We start from the raw sequence: 14,941 nt of genomic DNA, 5'->3' as shown, positions 1-14,941 counted from the left end.
GTGGAGCGATGAAGCCGTGCTTCATCGCTTCATTTCTCTTTAATCGGACCGACAGGAGGGGGAGACATGCGCAGAGCTCTGCTTGCCGCTTCCGGTGTTCTCCTGTTTGCCTGTCTGCTGTTTGTCCCGCTGGCCGAAACGTTCACGTTTACGGAGACAAGGGCGGATGAGCCCGCGGTCCATTACATACGGGTTGACGGCAACCGGAATTTTGTCATCCGGTACACGCATTCCATCCACCTCTCCGACGTGGTGGAGACCTACGCGGTGACGGATGACGGGAAGATCCGGCTCGCCAGGATGGAGTATGAAGACCTGGCAATCGGCCTTCCCGGACACGCCGAGGAAGGCGAGACCTTCTCGGAGAAGGGCGGGAAGTATGTCCTTGAGTATGACGACAAGGTCCTTGACTCATTCGTCCTGCTTATTGCCGACATTGATGCGGACCTGGAGTTTCGCCATGGCGGCCGGAACTATGACCTGAAAGAAAAGTTGCAGCGGGGAAAAGCATATGATTTTAGAATCCGGAAGCTTTCCCTGTTCGAACTGATGAAAGGAATGAACATGAATGGCGGATAACAAAGAACCGCTCAACACTCCTGCCGACGGGCAGCTGTCCGAGGAGGAGCAACAGGAACTGCTGAAGAAATACGACCCGGAAGCCAACACGCGCGACCTTGTCGGGATCATGAAGAAAGTGGTCTTCTTCGGCCTGCTTGCATTCTCCCTCTTCCAGCTGTATACCGCGATATTTGGCCAGTACACGGCATATATCCAGCGTTCGATCCACCTGGGCTTTGCATTGGCGCTGATCTTTCTGCTGTTCCCGTTCCGCAAGAAAACAGCCAAGAGGGACAAAGTGCCGTTCTATGACATCATCCTTTCGCTGCTGTCCGTAGGAGTCGGGCTGTACTGGCCGCTTAACTACGGAGACCTTGTCCTGCGGGTGGGACGGATGACGGACCTGGATCTGATCGTCGGAATCCTGGCCGTCCTTCTGACGATGGAAGCGGCCAGACGTGCAGTCGGCCTCCCGATTACGATCATTGCGTCCGCATTTGTCGTCTATGCGTTCTTCGGGCCTTACTTTCCGAGCTTCCTCGCCCATCGCGGGCAGGATCTGACGGCCATCACCCAGCTACTGTTCTACACGACCGACGGGGTGCTCGGGACGCCGATCAGCGTATCGGCTACGTTCATTTTCGTGTTCCTCCTGTTCGGCGCATTTCTCGTCAAGACCGGCGTCGGCCAGTATTTCAATGATCTTGCCGTTGCGATTGCGGGCAAGCTCACCGGCGGTCCGGCCAAGGTCGCCATCTTCTCGAGTGCCCTGCAGGGAACGATTTCCGGCAGTTCGGTCGCGAACGTCGTCACCTCGGGCTCCTACACGATCCCGATGATGAAGAAGCTCGGCTACCGCAAGGAATTCGCGGGTGCCGTCGAGGCCTCCGCCTCCACAGGGGGCCAGCTCATGCCGCCGATCATGGGGGCGGCCGCCTTCCTGATGGTGGAGTTCATCGGCGGGATCACATACTGGGAGATCGCCAAGGCAGCGGCCATCCCGGCCATCCTTTACTTTGCAGGAATCTGGATCATGACCCACTTTGAAGCGAAGCGCATCGGCCTGTCGGGATTGACCGATGAAGAGATGCCGGACCGCAGGGAAGTGTTCAAGAAAATCTATCTGCTGCTTCCGATCCTCGGTATCATCGTATTCCTTCTGATCGGCATTCCGACGATGCAGGCGGCCCTCTGGGGGATTGTCCTGACGATCGTGGTGAGTGCGTTCGATAAAGAAACCCGTCTCGGCTTCAAGGATATGATCAATGCATTGGTGGACGGGGCGCGCACGGCGCTCGCCGTCGCTGCCGCCACCGCCTGCGCCGGGATCATTGTCGGTGTTGTCGTGAAGACCGGTCTTGGCCTCAGCCTGGCGAACGGCCTCATCTCCGCTTCCGGCGGCCACCTGATCCTGACCCTTTTCTTCACGATGCTGGCTGCCATCATCCTCGGGATGGGCTCGCCGACGACGGCCAACTATGTGATCACTTCAACAATCGCCGCTCCGGCCGTCATCACCCTGCTCATGATGGATGAACCGGCAGGCGCCGCCGTCCCGGTGGTCGTGGCACTGTCTGCCCACTTGTTCGTCTTCTATTTCGGCATCATTGCGGACATCACTCCGCCTGTTGCCCTTGCGGCATTTGCAGCGTCCGGAATTTCCGGCGGCGATCCGATCAAGACCGGCGTCACTGCCGCAAAACTGGCCATTGCCGCGTTCATCATTCCGTATATGTTTGTCTACAACCCGGCCATGCTGATGATCGACGCGAGCATCATCGAGATTGTCTGGGTGACGGCAACCGCATTCGTCGGAATGATCGCCATCGGCGCGGGAGCCGTCGGGTACTGGTACCGGAAGCTCCACTGGCTCGAACGCATCGGGGCGCTGGCCGCCGGCATCCTGCTCATCTTCCCGGAAAGCATGACCGATATTCTGGGCGTCGTTCTTTTCGTCATCCTGATCACCATCCAGATTTTGACGAAGAGCCGGGGCAGCAAAGGAAAAATGGCAACAGCCTGATAAAACCGAAAATCCCCTCAGGAGACAGACGCCTGAGGGGATTTCGTTATTTCCGGTTGAAGTCTTTGATATTGACGAGGGCCAGGCCCTTCAGCTTCATTAAATACTCCAGTGCGGTTTTGAATGTGGCAAATGCTTTGATCTGCTGGATGAACGGAAGGCCGGAATTGACCAGCACCTGTGCAAAAGGAGGGGAAATACCGACGACGATTACCTTAATCCCCATCAATGCGAGAGAAGCCGTCATTTTTTCGATGAATTCGCCGAGCACCTCCAGCTCGTCCAGCATATTGAGGGAAATGGCAGTGAAGTCGATAATGGCCGAGTCGGTGTGCGAATTCGACGCATAATCAAGGATCTTGGCCACGGACAAGTCGAGCCGGTCGTGGGACAGTTCACCTGCAAACGGGATGAGGATGGTGTTTGGCAGAATCGAGGGGATGATCGGAATGTTGGCGTCCTCAATGAGCTGCTCGAGATCGCTCACTCTCGTATTGAGTTCATCAATCCTGTCTTTGAGAAGTTTATCGTCCATAAGTACCTCACTGTTTAAAGTATATTTGGGAAATCAAATCTATTATATAATGATTACCTTTGTCTGCGAAATCAAAACCTTCCATACTCATCATGCTAAGTCAGGTATTTAAAGAAGATCAGTCCTCAGTCGGGAGATGAAAAGAAAATCTAAAACTTTTTTAGAAAAGCTGTTGACTTTGGATGCGCGGCAGTTTATTATAGGTAATGTGCTTGAGAGAGTTACCGAGTGACTCACCGCACAACATCCCAGATTTGATTCCGTAGCTCAGCTGGGAGAGCGCTACCTTGACAGGGTAGAGGTCGCTGGTTCGAGCCCAGTCGGAATCATCATCAAAACCTTGGATACATAAGGGTTTAAGAGACACCTTGCGCATGCGTGAGGTGTCTCTTTTTTCATTCGTTTGTGGCACATGAACCTGATGCCAAAAGTCCTCGGATGACATGCCACAGGGCTGGCTTTGCAGGATATTTCGTTTATGGTCAGGAATTGGCAAACAGGAAGATAACGAAGATAAAATTATTTTTTGCGGGGGATTATATGTCATTTGAACAATGTCAGCGTGTCACTTCATTAATGGCTGATTTTGAAAAACCATGGTTTTTCGCAGGGGGATGGGCAATTGACATTTTTATTGGCGAAGAAACAAGGGAACATGAAGATATAGAGATTGCTGTTTTCCGGAAAGACCAATTACGCCTGAAGAATTATCTTAAAGGATGGGAATTTAAAAAGGTGATCAAAGGAGGATTTCATTCCTGGGATCAGGAATTTTTAGATTTGCCGATTCATGAAATACACGCTGCGAATCCGGTGAACGGGGAAAAAATAGAAATTCTTCTCAATGAGACAGACGAGGGTGAATGGAAATTCAGAAGAGATCTGCGAATTTCCTATCCGCACAATTCGATATCGGGTGTCTCCAAAAAAGGTATACCGTATTTGAATCCCGATATCGTTCTTCTGTATAAGGCGAAAAACACAAGAGAAAAAGACCATCTTGATTTTCATGCCGTAAAAGAATATCTCGATGACGAGAAGAAAACTCGTCTTCGAAATGCATTGGAAACCCATGAACCAGACCATGAATGGCTTCAGTTTTTGCTGTAATAAAGAGGTGTTTGGGGAAACACATCCTGATCTAGAACATCCTCTCTACTTGAACGGCTTTCAGGTCTTTGAGGTTTTGTCAGAATACGAACGAAAGTTTTTGAAAATTAAATGACGTAAAATGATATAATAAGGACCGCACCCTGACGCCCTGTTGAGCGGGTTGCGGTCCCTATGTCATGCCAAATCGTTTTTCTGCAGACAGCGATTGTCGCTTATTCAATCGTTATTGCTCCTGTGGAACGGTTTCTTGCTCTTCAGTGAAGTACAGGAAATTCTCCTGCTCCAATTCGGCCAGCCGTTCTTTGTTGATCCCGAGTTCGAGATTCCCTGTAAACATTTGATCCCACCAGTTTTCTTGTTTCATCATGACATTTCCTCCTTGATCTCATTCGTTGTTTGACTTCTATATACCCGTCGGTGTTACAATCCGAAACAGAGCTAGATGCAAAACAAGCCAGAAGACCTATATTTCTATTTTTATAAGGACGGAGCTGGATTTGATGAACAAGACGACAATCGCTGTGATCGGTGCCGGAATTGTGGGGGAACGCATTCTCCGCACGCTTTCCGGGCATCCTGAGGCTGGGGCTATAGTCCTGTTTGACACGGATGCCGACAGACTTGGGGAATTGAGCCGGAAATATTCCGTGCCGGCTGCCCGGTCCCTTGAGGAAGTTTTTGAGCTATCCCCGGACTGGGTGTACATCGGTACGCCGCCGCGCTACCATGCACCGATTGCAGAAGCTGCCTTTCAAGCCGGGCTCGACGTTCTTTGCGAAAAGCCGCTTGCCCACGATGAACCGACTGCTGCACGCATGGCTGCGGCCGCTGAGCAAAGTGGCCGGCTGACCGCGATGCATTTCCCGATTCTCTACAGCCCGACTGTCCGCACACTGCTCGCGGATGTGGCGGAAGGGAAGCTCGGTTCCCTCATGCGGGTCGAACTGCAGGCTCAGTTTCCCCAGTGGCCGCGGAAGTGGCAGCAGAACCCTTGGATCGGAACCCGGGAACAGGGCGGGTTCATACGGGAAGTCTTCCCGCATTTCATTCAGATTATGAGCCGGCTGTCGGGGGGAATCGAAATTTTGTCGAAACGGACCGATTACCCGGATGACCCCGCGCTTTCCGAAACCGGCGTCCTGGCAATCGGTGAAACACGGACCGGTGTGCCCGTCCAGTTCGGCGGCCTTGCCGGAGCGGCCTCCAGTGAACGGATCGAGCTGACGGTATATGGATCCGAAGCAGCCATGAAACTCGTAAACTGGTCGGAACTGTACCGTGCGGAGGGAGATGGACCATTTGAGAAGACCGGTCCCGAATCCCCGGTTCCCGGACTGTTTGATGAACTGATCCGGCTGAAAAACGGGGAGGAAGCAGAGATCGTCACGTTCAGCGAGGGCGCGGCCATCCAGAAGGTCGTCGACGCATTGCTCTGAACCACCCAACAGACATTTCGATGCGGCGAGAATAGTACAGCCATCGATTAGCTCCTTGGTTTTCCAAGGCATGCCAATAAAGACGAGTCGAGATTGCACCCATTGATGGGGACACAATCTCGACTCTTTTTGTCTGGGCGGTTCAATACCGATGAAACAGCAGATCTTTGGCAAGAAGTTTCCTTTTTGTCATGGGGAGGCACAGGGCGGATGAAGGAAAAAGTCGGGGGACGGCGAACAGGGAAGGAACAGGGAATGCCGACAAAGGAGTGGTGAAGATGAGATTTACGGAGCAAACAGCCGGGCGGATTGTCGCCATGCAGAAGGATTTCTACCGAACGGGCAGCACGAAGCCGGCCCGGTTCAGGAAGGAGCGGCTGAAGGCGCTCTACGAAGCAATCCGGGTGAGAGAGTCCGATATTCTGGAGGCGCTCCGTGCGGATCTTGGAAAAAGCGCCTTTGAGGCGTACGTGACTGAAGTCGGATTTGTCCTTTCGAGCATACGGGACACGATTTCAAAGCTCGACGGATGGATGGAGCCGGAGCCGAGAAAGACCCCGGTGTTCCTGCAGCCGGGGAAAAGCTTCGTCGTCCGGGAACCGTGGGGGACGACGCTGATCATCGGACCGTTCAATTATCCGTTCCAGCTGCTGGTCGAACCGCTCGCCGCATCGATTGCGGCAGGAAATACGGCAGTACTGAAGCCGTCCGAGACCGCACCCCATACCGCTTCCGTCGTGCGTGATCTCATCCGGTCCGTCTTCGAACCCGGGCATGTCACGGTTGTTGAAGGGGGAAAAGAGGAAACTTCCGCACTTCTGTCGGCACCGTTTGACTTCATGTTCTTCACCGGAAGCGCGGCGGTCGGACGGATCGTCATGAAGGCCGCCGCAGAGCGTCTGGTCCCGGTCGTCCTTGAACTGGGAGGGAAGAGCCCGGCAATCGTCGACCAGACTGCGGACCTCCGGCTTGCGGCGGAACGGATCGCCTGGGGCAAGTTCACGAACACCGGGCAGACGTGCGTGGCACCGGATTATGTGCTTGTCCATCATTCCGTGAAAGACCGTTTCATGGGGGAGCTTGCCGGCGCAATCCGGCGGTTTTACGGAAAAGATCCGAGCCAGAGCCCGGATTACGGCCGGATCGTGGACGAGCGCCAGTTTGACCGTTTGCGCGGCATGCTGGATGCCGACCGGGACCGCATTGTTCTCGGCGGCAGGATGAACCGGGATGAGCTGTTCATCGAGCCGACCGTTCTTGACAGGCCTGCTCCCGGCAGTCCGGCCATGAGCGAAGAGATTTTCGGGCCGATCCTGCCGGTCTATGGCTATGGCAGCCTCATCGCGGCGGTGCGGGAAATCCGCGAAAAGCCGAAGCCGCTTGCTGCATACCTGTTTTCCGGGAACCGGCAGGCGATCGATTACTTCCTGTCGGAGCTACCGTTCGGCGGCGGCTGCATCAATGATACGATGTCGCATGTCGGGAACATCGACCTGCCGTTCGGAGGTGCGGGTCCGTCGGGAATCGGCAGCTACCACGGCCGGGACGGATTCAATGCGTTCTCCCATGCAAAAGCGGTGCTCAAGCGCGGGACTTTCCCGGCGAAGCTCGCGTTTCCGCCATACGGCAACCGGCTCGGCCTCGTCCGCCGCTTCATGAAGTGACGGACGCTCCGTGACGCGCGCCCGGCAAAGGCGTATAATGAGGTTGGGATTTTTCCGATCTGGGAGGATATGAGCCTTATGACGATACCTTTTGATCTTGAACAATCGATTGAAACGCTGGAGCAGCTCGTCAACACGCCGAGCCCGTCCGGCTATACAGCAGAAGTCATGCAAAAAGTGTCCGGCATGCTCAAGCAAGCAGGGCTGGACGTCCAAAAGACGAACAAAGGCGCGGTCCTCGCAACGATCAAAGGCAAGGACGACCGGCGCCAAAGACTGATCACGGCGCATGTCGACACGCTTGGTGCAATCGTGAAGGATGTGAAGCCTTCCGGCCGCCTGAAGCTCGATAAAATCGGCGGCTTCAACTGGAATGCCGCCGAAGGGGAGTATTGCACGGTCCACACGGCGGACGGCCGGAAAATCCGCGGGACCGTGCTCATGCACCAGACGACGGTCCATGTCTACCGGGATGCCGGTACGGCAGAGCGGAGCAGCGACAACATCGAAGTGCGGCTTGACGAAAAAACGGTCTGCGCGGAGGAGACGCGGCAACTCGGCATCGAAGTCGGGGATTTTGTCTCGTTCGACCCGAGATTCGAGCGGTCGGAAAACGGGTTCATCAAATCACGCCATCTTGATGACAAGGCGAGCACGGCCCTTCTTCTCGAGCTTGCATCGGCGATCGGGGAATCCGGTGCCGAACTTCCGCATACGCTTCACCTGTATATCTCCAACAACGAAGAGATCGGTTTTGGCGGCAACGCCTCCGTACCCGGGGGAACCGTCGAATACGTTGCGTTCGATATGGGGGCGATCGGAGACGGTCAGTCCTCCGATGAATATACGGTATCCATTTGCGTGAAAGATTCAAGCGGGCCGTACCATTACGATTTGACCCGCCATCTGGCGGATCTGTGCAAGCGGGAAGGGATCCCGCACAAGCTGGACATCTATCCTTACTACGGGTCGGATGCGTCGGCGGCGATCCGGGCAGGCTATGACGTGAAGCATGCACTGTTCGGGCCGGGAATCGAGTCATCGCATGCACTGGAACGCACCCATACCGAATCTCTGGAGGCGGCAGCACGGTTGCTCCGTGCCTATGTCATGTCGCCGATCGTGGAGGACTGATCTGATGGAAACGAAAAAATTGCTGGAACAGCTGCCGGTGAAAAAAGTAACGGGAACATTGCCTGCAGAAGTCACGGATCTCACCGTCGACTCCCGCGCGGTCCAGCCGGGCGGTGCCTTCATCTGCATCAGCGGTTATACGGTGGACGGCCACGACTACGCAGGCAGGGCACTCGAAGCGGGTGCCAGGGTGATCATCGCGGAGCGGCCGGTCGACATCGATCCCGAACGTGCGGCACTCGTGCTCGTCGACGATACGGCGCGGGCAGAGGGTCTGCTCGCCGCGGAATTCTACGGCCATCCGTCCAGGGCGATCCGCCTGATCGGGGTGACCGGGACAAACGGCAAAACGAGCGTGACCGGCATCATCCACGGCATCCTCCGTTCTGCCGGCCGGAAGTCAGCCGCTTCGGGTACGATCGGCTTCGACCTGGACGGCACGCTTTATGAGTCCGCCAATACGACGACCGATGCGATCACGACACAGCAGATGATCCGGCAGGCGGTCATCGAAGGATGCGACACGATGACGATGGAAGTTTCATCGCACGGACTCGTCGAGGGCCGGCTGTCCGGAACGGAGTTCGACATTGCCGTCTTCACGAACCTGACGCATGATCACCTGGATTTCCACGGGACGATGGACCATTACGGATATGCCAAGGGATTGCTGTTTTCCCAGCTCGGTCAAGATACTTCACAAAAGAAGGCGGCCGTCCTCAACATCGATGACCCGTGGTCGGAACGGTACCGTCAGATGACCCCGTTCCCGGTTTACAGCTACGGTCTTGCAGAGGGTGCGATGTTCCGCGCATCCGGCATCAATCTGGAAGCGGACTCCACGTCCTTCACGATGGAAACGCCGGAAGGGCAGTTCGCCGTGAAGATGAATCTGCTCGGTGAGTTCAATGTGCACAATGCGCTTGCGGCCACTGCCGCGCTCCATGCATCCGGCATGCCGATCGGCGAGATCCTCGACGGGCTCGCCATGCTCCCGCCGGTGAAGGGCCGGATGGAGAAGGTGCAGGCGGATCTGCCCGTCACGATGTACATCGACTATGCCCATACGCCGGATGCGATCGAAAAAGCGATCGATTCGGTCCTTCCGTATAAAAAGAATAAATTAATCTTCCTGATCGGGACGGGCGGAAACCGCGACCGGTCCAAGCGGCCGACAATGGCCGAAAAGGCATCGGTTGCAGACTATGTCGTGCTGACGACCGATGATCCGAGAGATGAGCCGTATGATTCCATCACTTCCGAACTGGCGGCCGGAATGAAGCATGGCCAGTTCGCCTGCATCGGCGACCGTGCAGAGGCGGTCCGCCATGCAGCGGCGGTTGCGGAAGAAGGCGATATCATCATTTTCGCGGGCAAGGGCCACGAGGATTACCAGATCATCGGACGGACCAAGTATCCGCACAGTGACGCGGCCATCGCGATCGAGGAACTGGAACGCAAATTCGGGCGCAAAGCGGGCGTCCGCAAATGAACCGGCGGCCGGAAAGGGATTTCCTTTCCGGCTGTCTCCGTGAAAATGCTTGAAATCCCGGTTCGCGGTCTCTATGATGAGAAAAGCTGAACACATGAGGAGAAATGGAAATGGACCAACCACTAAAAAATGAGATTGCCTCCAGGCGCACGTTTGCCATCATCTCGCACCCGGATGCGGGGAAAACGACGATGACGGAAAAGCTGCTCCTGTTTGGCGGCGCCATCCGGGATGCCGGTACGGTCAAAGGAAAGAAATCCGGAAAGTTCGCCACGTCCGACTGGATGGAAATCGAGAAGCAGCGCGGCATCTCCGTCACGAGCTCCGTGCTCCAGTTTGACTACGACGGCAAGCGGGTGAACATCCTCGATACGCCCGGCCACGAAGACTTCAGTGAAGACACATACCGCACGCTCATGGCGGTCGATTCCGCAGTCATGATGGTGGACTCGGCCAAAGGGATCGAACCCCAGACGATCAAGCTCTTTAAAGTATGCCGGATGCGCGGAATCCCGATCTTCACGTTCATGAACAAGATGGACCGGATGGGGAAAGAACCGCTTGAACTGATGGAGGAGCTCGAAGAAGTGCTCGGCATCGAGTCGTATGCCATGAACTGGCCGATCGGCATGGGCAAAGAGTTCACCGGCATCTACGACCGCCATAATCGCCGGGTCGAGCTGGCACGTGCGGAAGGGGACGGGCGGTTCCTTGAGATCGGGGAAGACGGCGATCTGGCCGAGCCAAACCCGATCCAGGACTCCTCGTACTACCAGCAGGCGCTGGAGGACATCCTCCTGCTCGACGAGGCGGGGAATTCCTTCGACGTGGAGCGCGTCCGGAAAGGGGAACTGACCCCGGTGTTCTTCGGGTCGGCGCTGACGAACTTCGGCGTGCAGACGTTCCTGGAGACCTACCTCCAGTTCGCACCCGAACCGCAGCCGAGGAAGACGGCGGATGACTCTGAGATCAACCCGTATGATGACGAGTTCACCGGGTTCATTTTCAAAATCCAGGCAAACATGAACCCGGCCCACCGGGACCGGATCGCATTTGTCCGGATCGTCTCCGGTGAGTTTGACCGCGGGATGCAGGTGACGGTTCCGCGGATCCCGAAAACCTTCAAAGTGAGCCAGTCGACGCAGTTCCTGGCAGATGACCGGGAAACGGTCAACACGGCCGTGGCGGGTGACATCATCGGCCTCTACGACACGGGGAACTATCAGATCGGCGACACGATCACCGGCGGGAAAGGGCGCTTTGCGTTCGAGGCGCTGCCCCAGTTCACTCCCGAACTGTTCGTCAGGGTCTCTCCGAAAAACGTCATGAAGTCCAAGCACTTCCACAAGGGCATTCTCCAGCTTGTCCAGGAAGGCGCCATCCAATACTACAAAACCCTCCACACCGAGGAAGTGATCCTCGGGGCGGTCGGCCAGCTGCAGTTCGAAGTGTTCGAGCACCGGATGAAGAACGAATACAATTCCGAAGTGAACATGGAACATATCGGATCCAAGGTCGCCAGATGGATCGAGAACGAAGGCGACGTCAAAGAATCGATGACCGGACCGCGCAGCATGCTGGTCAAGGACCGCTATGACCGGCTCGTGTTCCTGTTCGAGAACGACTTTGCCCTGCGCTGGTTCCAGGACAAGCACACGGACATCAAACTGTACAGCCTGCTTTAACCAATCAGTGCCTTTTGGCCGGAACAGCCGTGATGCTGTTCCGGTATTTTGTTTGCAGGAAGACATGGCGGGAGGTACCGTGTTTTGCGGGCTTTCGCCACATTCTCTCCGAATCCCCGGAATTCCCCCATTCTTTCGCGCCGGCATTGAATGAAGGGCCGCCGATTCGGTATGATGGAGTTATGTATCTGGAAGTGGGGTCAATCCAATGAAAATCAGCGAATTCTCCATCAGGCGTCCGGTCTTCACGATTGTGACGATGCTGCTCGTCCTGATCCTCGGTGCGGTCTCGTTCCTGAAGATTCCGCTAACACTCATTCCCGAGCTGAACCCGCCTGTTGCGGTTGTCGTAACGAACTATTCCGGAGCGGGTCCCGAAGAAGTGAGTGAAAAGGTGACAAAACCGCTTGAAAACAATCTGTCGACATTGCCCGGCCTGAAGAAGATCCAGTCGATGTCCCAGGAGGGGGCGAACCTGCTCTTCCTGGAGTTCGACTGGTCGACGGAGATCGATGATGTACAGATGGATGTGCTCCAGCGCATTGACCAGACGCCGATCCCGGAGGATGCGGGAAAACCGCAGTTCATGAAATTTGATCCGTCCCAGTTCCCGGTGATCCAGCTGTCGCTCAGAGCCGATGAAGGAACGGGCGACATCCGGGAGATCGCGGACCGGCTTGAGACGGAGCTGAGACGGACGGAAGGCGTGGCCAGCGTCACGGTTTCCGCAAAGCTGGTGGAAGACGTCGCCATCACGCTTGACCCGGACAAACTGGAATCCCGCGGGCTTTCGCAGGCGGAAATCGTCCAGGCCATCCGTGCCAACAATATTTCCTTGCCGGGAGAGCCTGTCAACACCGAGGAAGGCCAGCGCCTGACGACGAGGGTCATGAGCACGCTCACATCAGCCGATGAGATAAGAAACCTGGCCGTTACGGTCAACCCGCTGGACGGGACTGAAGTGAAAATCGGGGATGTTGCCGAAGTGTCGATGGCGGGCGAAGAGGACATGACCACCCGGACGGATGATAAGCCTTCCGTCATCATGTCGGTGCTGCAGGAGTCGGGCGCCAATACGGCCGATGTCTCCAAATCATTCAAGGAATCCCTCGACCGCCTGCTGAAGAAGAAAGAATTCAGCAGTGTCACTGCCGACATTCTGTTTGATCAGGGGGATTATATCGCCCTGGCGATCGGCAATATCGGACAGTCGCTCATCCTTGGCGGGGTCTTCGCCATGATCGTGCTGTTCCTGTTCCTGAAGACGCTGAAAAGCCCGGCGATCATCGGCGTGGCGATTCCGTATTCGGTCATCGTCACATTCGTCCTCATGTATTTTGCGGACTTCGCGCTGAACATCCTGACGCTCGGTGCCCTTGCCCTCGGGATCGGGATGCTTGTGGACAATGCAATCGTCGTCATCGAAAACATCGAGCGGCATCTGGCGCTCGGCAAGAAGCCGCGGCAGGCCGCACTGGACGGGACGAGGGAAGTCGGAGGCGCCATCACGGCCTCCACCTTGACGACGATTGCCGTATTTGTTCCGGTCATCTTCATTTCCGGACTGATCGGGCGGATCTTTACGGAATTTGCGCTGACGATTTCATTCAGCCTGCTGGCCTCCCTCGCAGTCGCCCTCACCGTCATCCCGATGATGGCGTCGAGGATGCTCGGCATGCCGAAGCGGAACCTTGAGGCCAGGCGACGGCGCTCCAAAACATACAAGAACTTCGAGAAATCGATCATCTGGTCGCTCGGCCACAGGGGGACGGTCCTCGGACTCACGCTCCTCATGCTCCTGGCCGGCGTGGCGGGCCTGATGCGGGTCGGCACGGAGTTCCTGCCGGCGACAGACGAAGGGTTCGTCAGCATTGACGTCAACCTGCCGGATGGCGCTTCCCTGGAGGCGACAGACCGGGTCATCAGGAAGATTGAGGACCGTCTTCGTGACGAGAAAGATGTTGACGTCTATGTGAGCCTCACCGGCGGAACCCAGCAAGGGCTCGCCCAGGGAACCGGTGAAGCCGACAGAGGGGAACTGTACGTGAAACTCAAGCCGCTCCATGACCGATCCCGTTCCGTGTTCGAATTCGTTGATGAAGTCCAGCCGGACATCAAGAAAGAGGTCGGGAATCAAGCCGAGGTCACGTTCAATCTCCAGACTGCAGCCGGCTCCTCGCCGAACACGCTCACATTCACAATGACCGACATCGACGGCGGCCGGCTTGACAAGGAAGCGGACAAGCTGATGGGCCTGCTTACGAAAGTGGACGGGTTCACGGAAGTGTCCAATGACCTGGTTGAAGCGGTGGAAGAAATCCGGATTACCGTCGACCGGGAAGCGGCAGCCGCAAACGGCATGGCGCCCGCCCAGATCGCCGATACGGTGAACAATATGACCCGCGGGGAGACGGCCACGCAGATCGTGGAAGACGGCAATGTCCGGACGGTACACGTCCTGCTCGGCGGAGAATCCGGCAAAAGCCTGGACGGTCTCCGTGGCATGAAGCTCCGCACCCCGTCCGGCTCGTTCGTCCGTCTGGATGATCTGGCCGACGTCCGGATCGAGGAAGGCCCTGCGGCCATCCGGAGAGTGGACCAGGCGGATGCTATCCGGTTCACTGTCCACTATGAGTCCGGCCTGTCACTCGGACAGGCAACGAAGAGAGTGAAGGCGGAAATTGGAAATGCCCGTTTCTCGGAAGATACCGGCATTTCGTTCGGGGGAGACCGCGAACTGTTTGAAAACTCGATCGGGGACATGACGCTTGCGGTCATACTTGCGGTCATCCTCGTATATATTGTGATGGCGGCGCAGTTCGAATCGTTCAAGTATCCGCTTGTCATCATGTTCACCGTACCGCTCATGATCATCGGGGTGGCGGTGGCCCTGTTTGTGACGGACACCCCGCTCAGCGTGTCGGCCATCATCGGCATCCTCATCCTGGTCGGGATCGTCGTCAACAACGGGATCGTCCTTGTCGATTACATCAATCAGCGAAAGGCGGAAGGCATGCCCGCCCGGGAGTCGATCATCGTCTCGGTCAAAGACCGTGCACGCCCGATCCTCATGACGGCCCTGACGACCATCCTCGGCCTCCTGCCGCTGGCACTGGGCATCGGGGAAGGGACCGAGATCAACCAGCCGATGGGCATCGCGGTCATCGGCGGCCTCGTGTCCTCGACCGCCCTCACGCTGTTCGTCGTCCCGGTCATCTACAGTCTTTTTGATCCGGAGACGCGAAAGATGAAATAAGGCGAGACAACCCCCTTGTGCATATGATAAAATGACGACAAC

General features: G+C 56.3%; 11 protein-coding genes and 1 tRNA gene. 10 read left to right on the top strand and 2 right to left on the bottom strand.

Annotated elements, in window-relative coordinates; translation table 11 throughout:
- Nucleotides 1-66 precede the first annotated feature (66 nt).
- Together B0B07_RS01905 and B0B07_RS01900 are read left to right on the top strand one after the other, a co-directional pair.
- Nucleotides 67-579, top strand: coding sequence for a DUF1850 domain-containing protein (locus tag B0B07_RS01905; RefSeq protein WP_076756679.1), 513 nt, complete (start codon nucleotides 67-69; stop codon nucleotides 577-579).
- On the top strand, nucleotides 569-2,584 hold the full coding sequence (locus tag B0B07_RS01900) for a TRAP transporter permease (protein WP_076756678.1): 2,016 nt from the start codon (nucleotides 569-571) through the stop codon (nucleotides 2,582-2,584). The genes B0B07_RS01905 and B0B07_RS01900 overlap by 11 nt, the downstream gene beginning before the upstream one ends.
- A 46-nt stretch (nucleotides 2,585-2,630) precedes the next feature.
- On the opposite strand, the gene B0B07_RS01895 is transcribed toward B0B07_RS01900, so the two are convergent.
- Nucleotides 2,631-3,119, bottom strand: a complete 489-nt coding sequence (locus B0B07_RS01895) for an STAS domain-containing protein (RefSeq protein WP_076756677.1) — start codon at nucleotides 3,117-3,119, stop codon at nucleotides 2,631-2,633.
- Nucleotides 3,120-3,375: 256 nt separating this feature from the next.
- Here B0B07_RS01895 and B0B07_RS01890 point away from each other — a divergent pair.
- A tRNA-Val gene (locus tag B0B07_RS01890) sits at nucleotides 3,376-3,448 on the top strand.
- Nucleotides 3,449-3,557: 109 nt separating this feature from the next.
- Nucleotides 3,558-4,229, top strand: a complete 672-nt coding sequence (locus B0B07_RS01885) for a nucleotidyltransferase domain-containing protein (RefSeq protein WP_234982228.1) — start codon at nucleotides 3,558-3,560, stop codon at nucleotides 4,227-4,229.
- A gap of 226 nt (nucleotides 4,230-4,455) precedes the next feature.
- Here B0B07_RS01885 and B0B07_RS15315 read toward each other — a convergent pair whose 3' ends face one another.
- The gene (locus tag B0B07_RS15315) at nucleotides 4,456-4,599 is read right to left on the bottom strand and encodes a hypothetical protein (protein ID WP_200805771.1); all 144 of its coding nucleotides are present in this window, start codon (nucleotides 4,597-4,599) and stop codon (nucleotides 4,456-4,458) included.
- 133 nt (nucleotides 4,600-4,732) lie between these two features.
- Here B0B07_RS15315 and B0B07_RS01880 point away from each other — a divergent pair, with 133 nt between their 5' ends.
- The 6 genes from B0B07_RS01880 (at nucleotide 4,733) to B0B07_RS01855 (ending at nucleotide 14,899) form a co-directional block, all read left to right on the top strand.
- A complete protein-coding gene (locus tag B0B07_RS01880; protein WP_076756676.1) occupies nucleotides 4,733-5,668 on the top strand; it encodes a Gfo/Idh/MocA family protein in 936 nt (311 codons plus the stop codon).
- Between the two features lie 278 nt (nucleotides 5,669-5,946).
- Entirely contained in the window at nucleotides 5,947-7,332 is a 1,386-nt protein-coding gene (locus tag B0B07_RS01875; protein ID WP_076757461.1) for an aldehyde dehydrogenase, read from the top strand.
- 84 nt (nucleotides 7,333-7,416) lie between these two features.
- Entirely contained in the window at nucleotides 7,417-8,466 is a 1,050-nt protein-coding gene (locus B0B07_RS01870; protein ID WP_407643861.1) for a M42 family metallopeptidase, read from the top strand.
- Nucleotides 8,467-8,470: 4 nt separating this feature from the next.
- The gene (locus B0B07_RS01865; RefSeq protein WP_076756674.1) at nucleotides 8,471-9,958 is read left to right on the top strand and encodes a UDP-N-acetylmuramoyl-L-alanyl-D-glutamate--2,6-diaminopimelate ligase; all 1,488 of its coding nucleotides are present in this window, start codon (nucleotides 8,471-8,473) and stop codon (nucleotides 9,956-9,958) included.
- A 110-nt stretch (nucleotides 9,959-10,068) separates the two neighbouring features.
- On the top strand, nucleotides 10,069-11,643 hold the full coding sequence (locus tag B0B07_RS01860) for a peptide chain release factor 3 (protein WP_076756673.1): 1,575 nt from the start codon (nucleotides 10,069-10,071) through the stop codon (nucleotides 11,641-11,643).
- Nucleotides 11,644-11,851: 208 nt separating this feature from the next.
- Complete coding sequence (locus tag B0B07_RS01855) at nucleotides 11,852-14,899, top strand: efflux RND transporter permease subunit (RefSeq protein ID WP_076756672.1); 3,048 nt, start codon at nucleotides 11,852-11,854, stop codon at nucleotides 14,897-14,899.
- Nucleotides 14,900-14,941 lie beyond the last annotated feature (42 nt).

Origin of the sequence: Edaphobacillus lindanitolerans (genome assembly GCF_900156305.1) — a bacterium.
GTDB classification, from domain to species: domain Bacteria; phylum Bacillota; class Bacilli; order Bacillales_A; family Planococcaceae; genus Bhargavaea; species Bhargavaea lindanitolerans.
This window is presented reverse-complemented; position numbering and strand designations above follow the sequence as displayed.

Coding starts and splice junctions, on each gene's coding strand:
- B0B07_RS01905 (WP_076756679.1), top strand. CDS start 67: ATGCGCAGAGCTCTGCTTGCCGCTTCCGGTGTTCTCCTGTTTGCCTGT.
- B0B07_RS01900 (WP_076756678.1), top strand. CDS start 569: ATGGCGGATAACAAAGAACCGCTCAACACTCCTGCCGACGGGCAGCTG.
- B0B07_RS01895 (WP_076756677.1), bottom strand. CDS start 3,119: ATGGACGATAAACTTCTCAAAGACAGGATTGATGAACTCAATACGAGA.
- B0B07_RS01885 (WP_234982228.1), top strand. CDS start 3,558: ATGACATGCCACAGGGCTGGCTTTGCAGGATATTTCGTTTATGGTCAG.
- B0B07_RS15315 (WP_200805771.1), bottom strand. CDS start 4,599: ATGATGAAACAAGAAAACTGGTGGGATCAAATGTTTACAGGGAATCTC.
- B0B07_RS01880 (WP_076756676.1), top strand. CDS start 4,733: ATGAACAAGACGACAATCGCTGTGATCGGTGCCGGAATTGTGGGGGAA.
- B0B07_RS01875 (WP_076757461.1), top strand. CDS start 5,947: ATGAGATTTACGGAGCAAACAGCCGGGCGGATTGTCGCCATGCAGAAG.
- B0B07_RS01865 (WP_076756674.1), top strand. CDS start 8,471: ATGGAAACGAAAAAATTGCTGGAACAGCTGCCGGTGAAAAAAGTAACG.
- B0B07_RS01860 (WP_076756673.1), top strand. CDS start 10,069: ATGGACCAACCACTAAAAAATGAGATTGCCTCCAGGCGCACGTTTGCC.
- B0B07_RS01855 (WP_076756672.1), top strand. CDS start 11,852: ATGAAAATCAGCGAATTCTCCATCAGGCGTCCGGTCTTCACGATTGTG.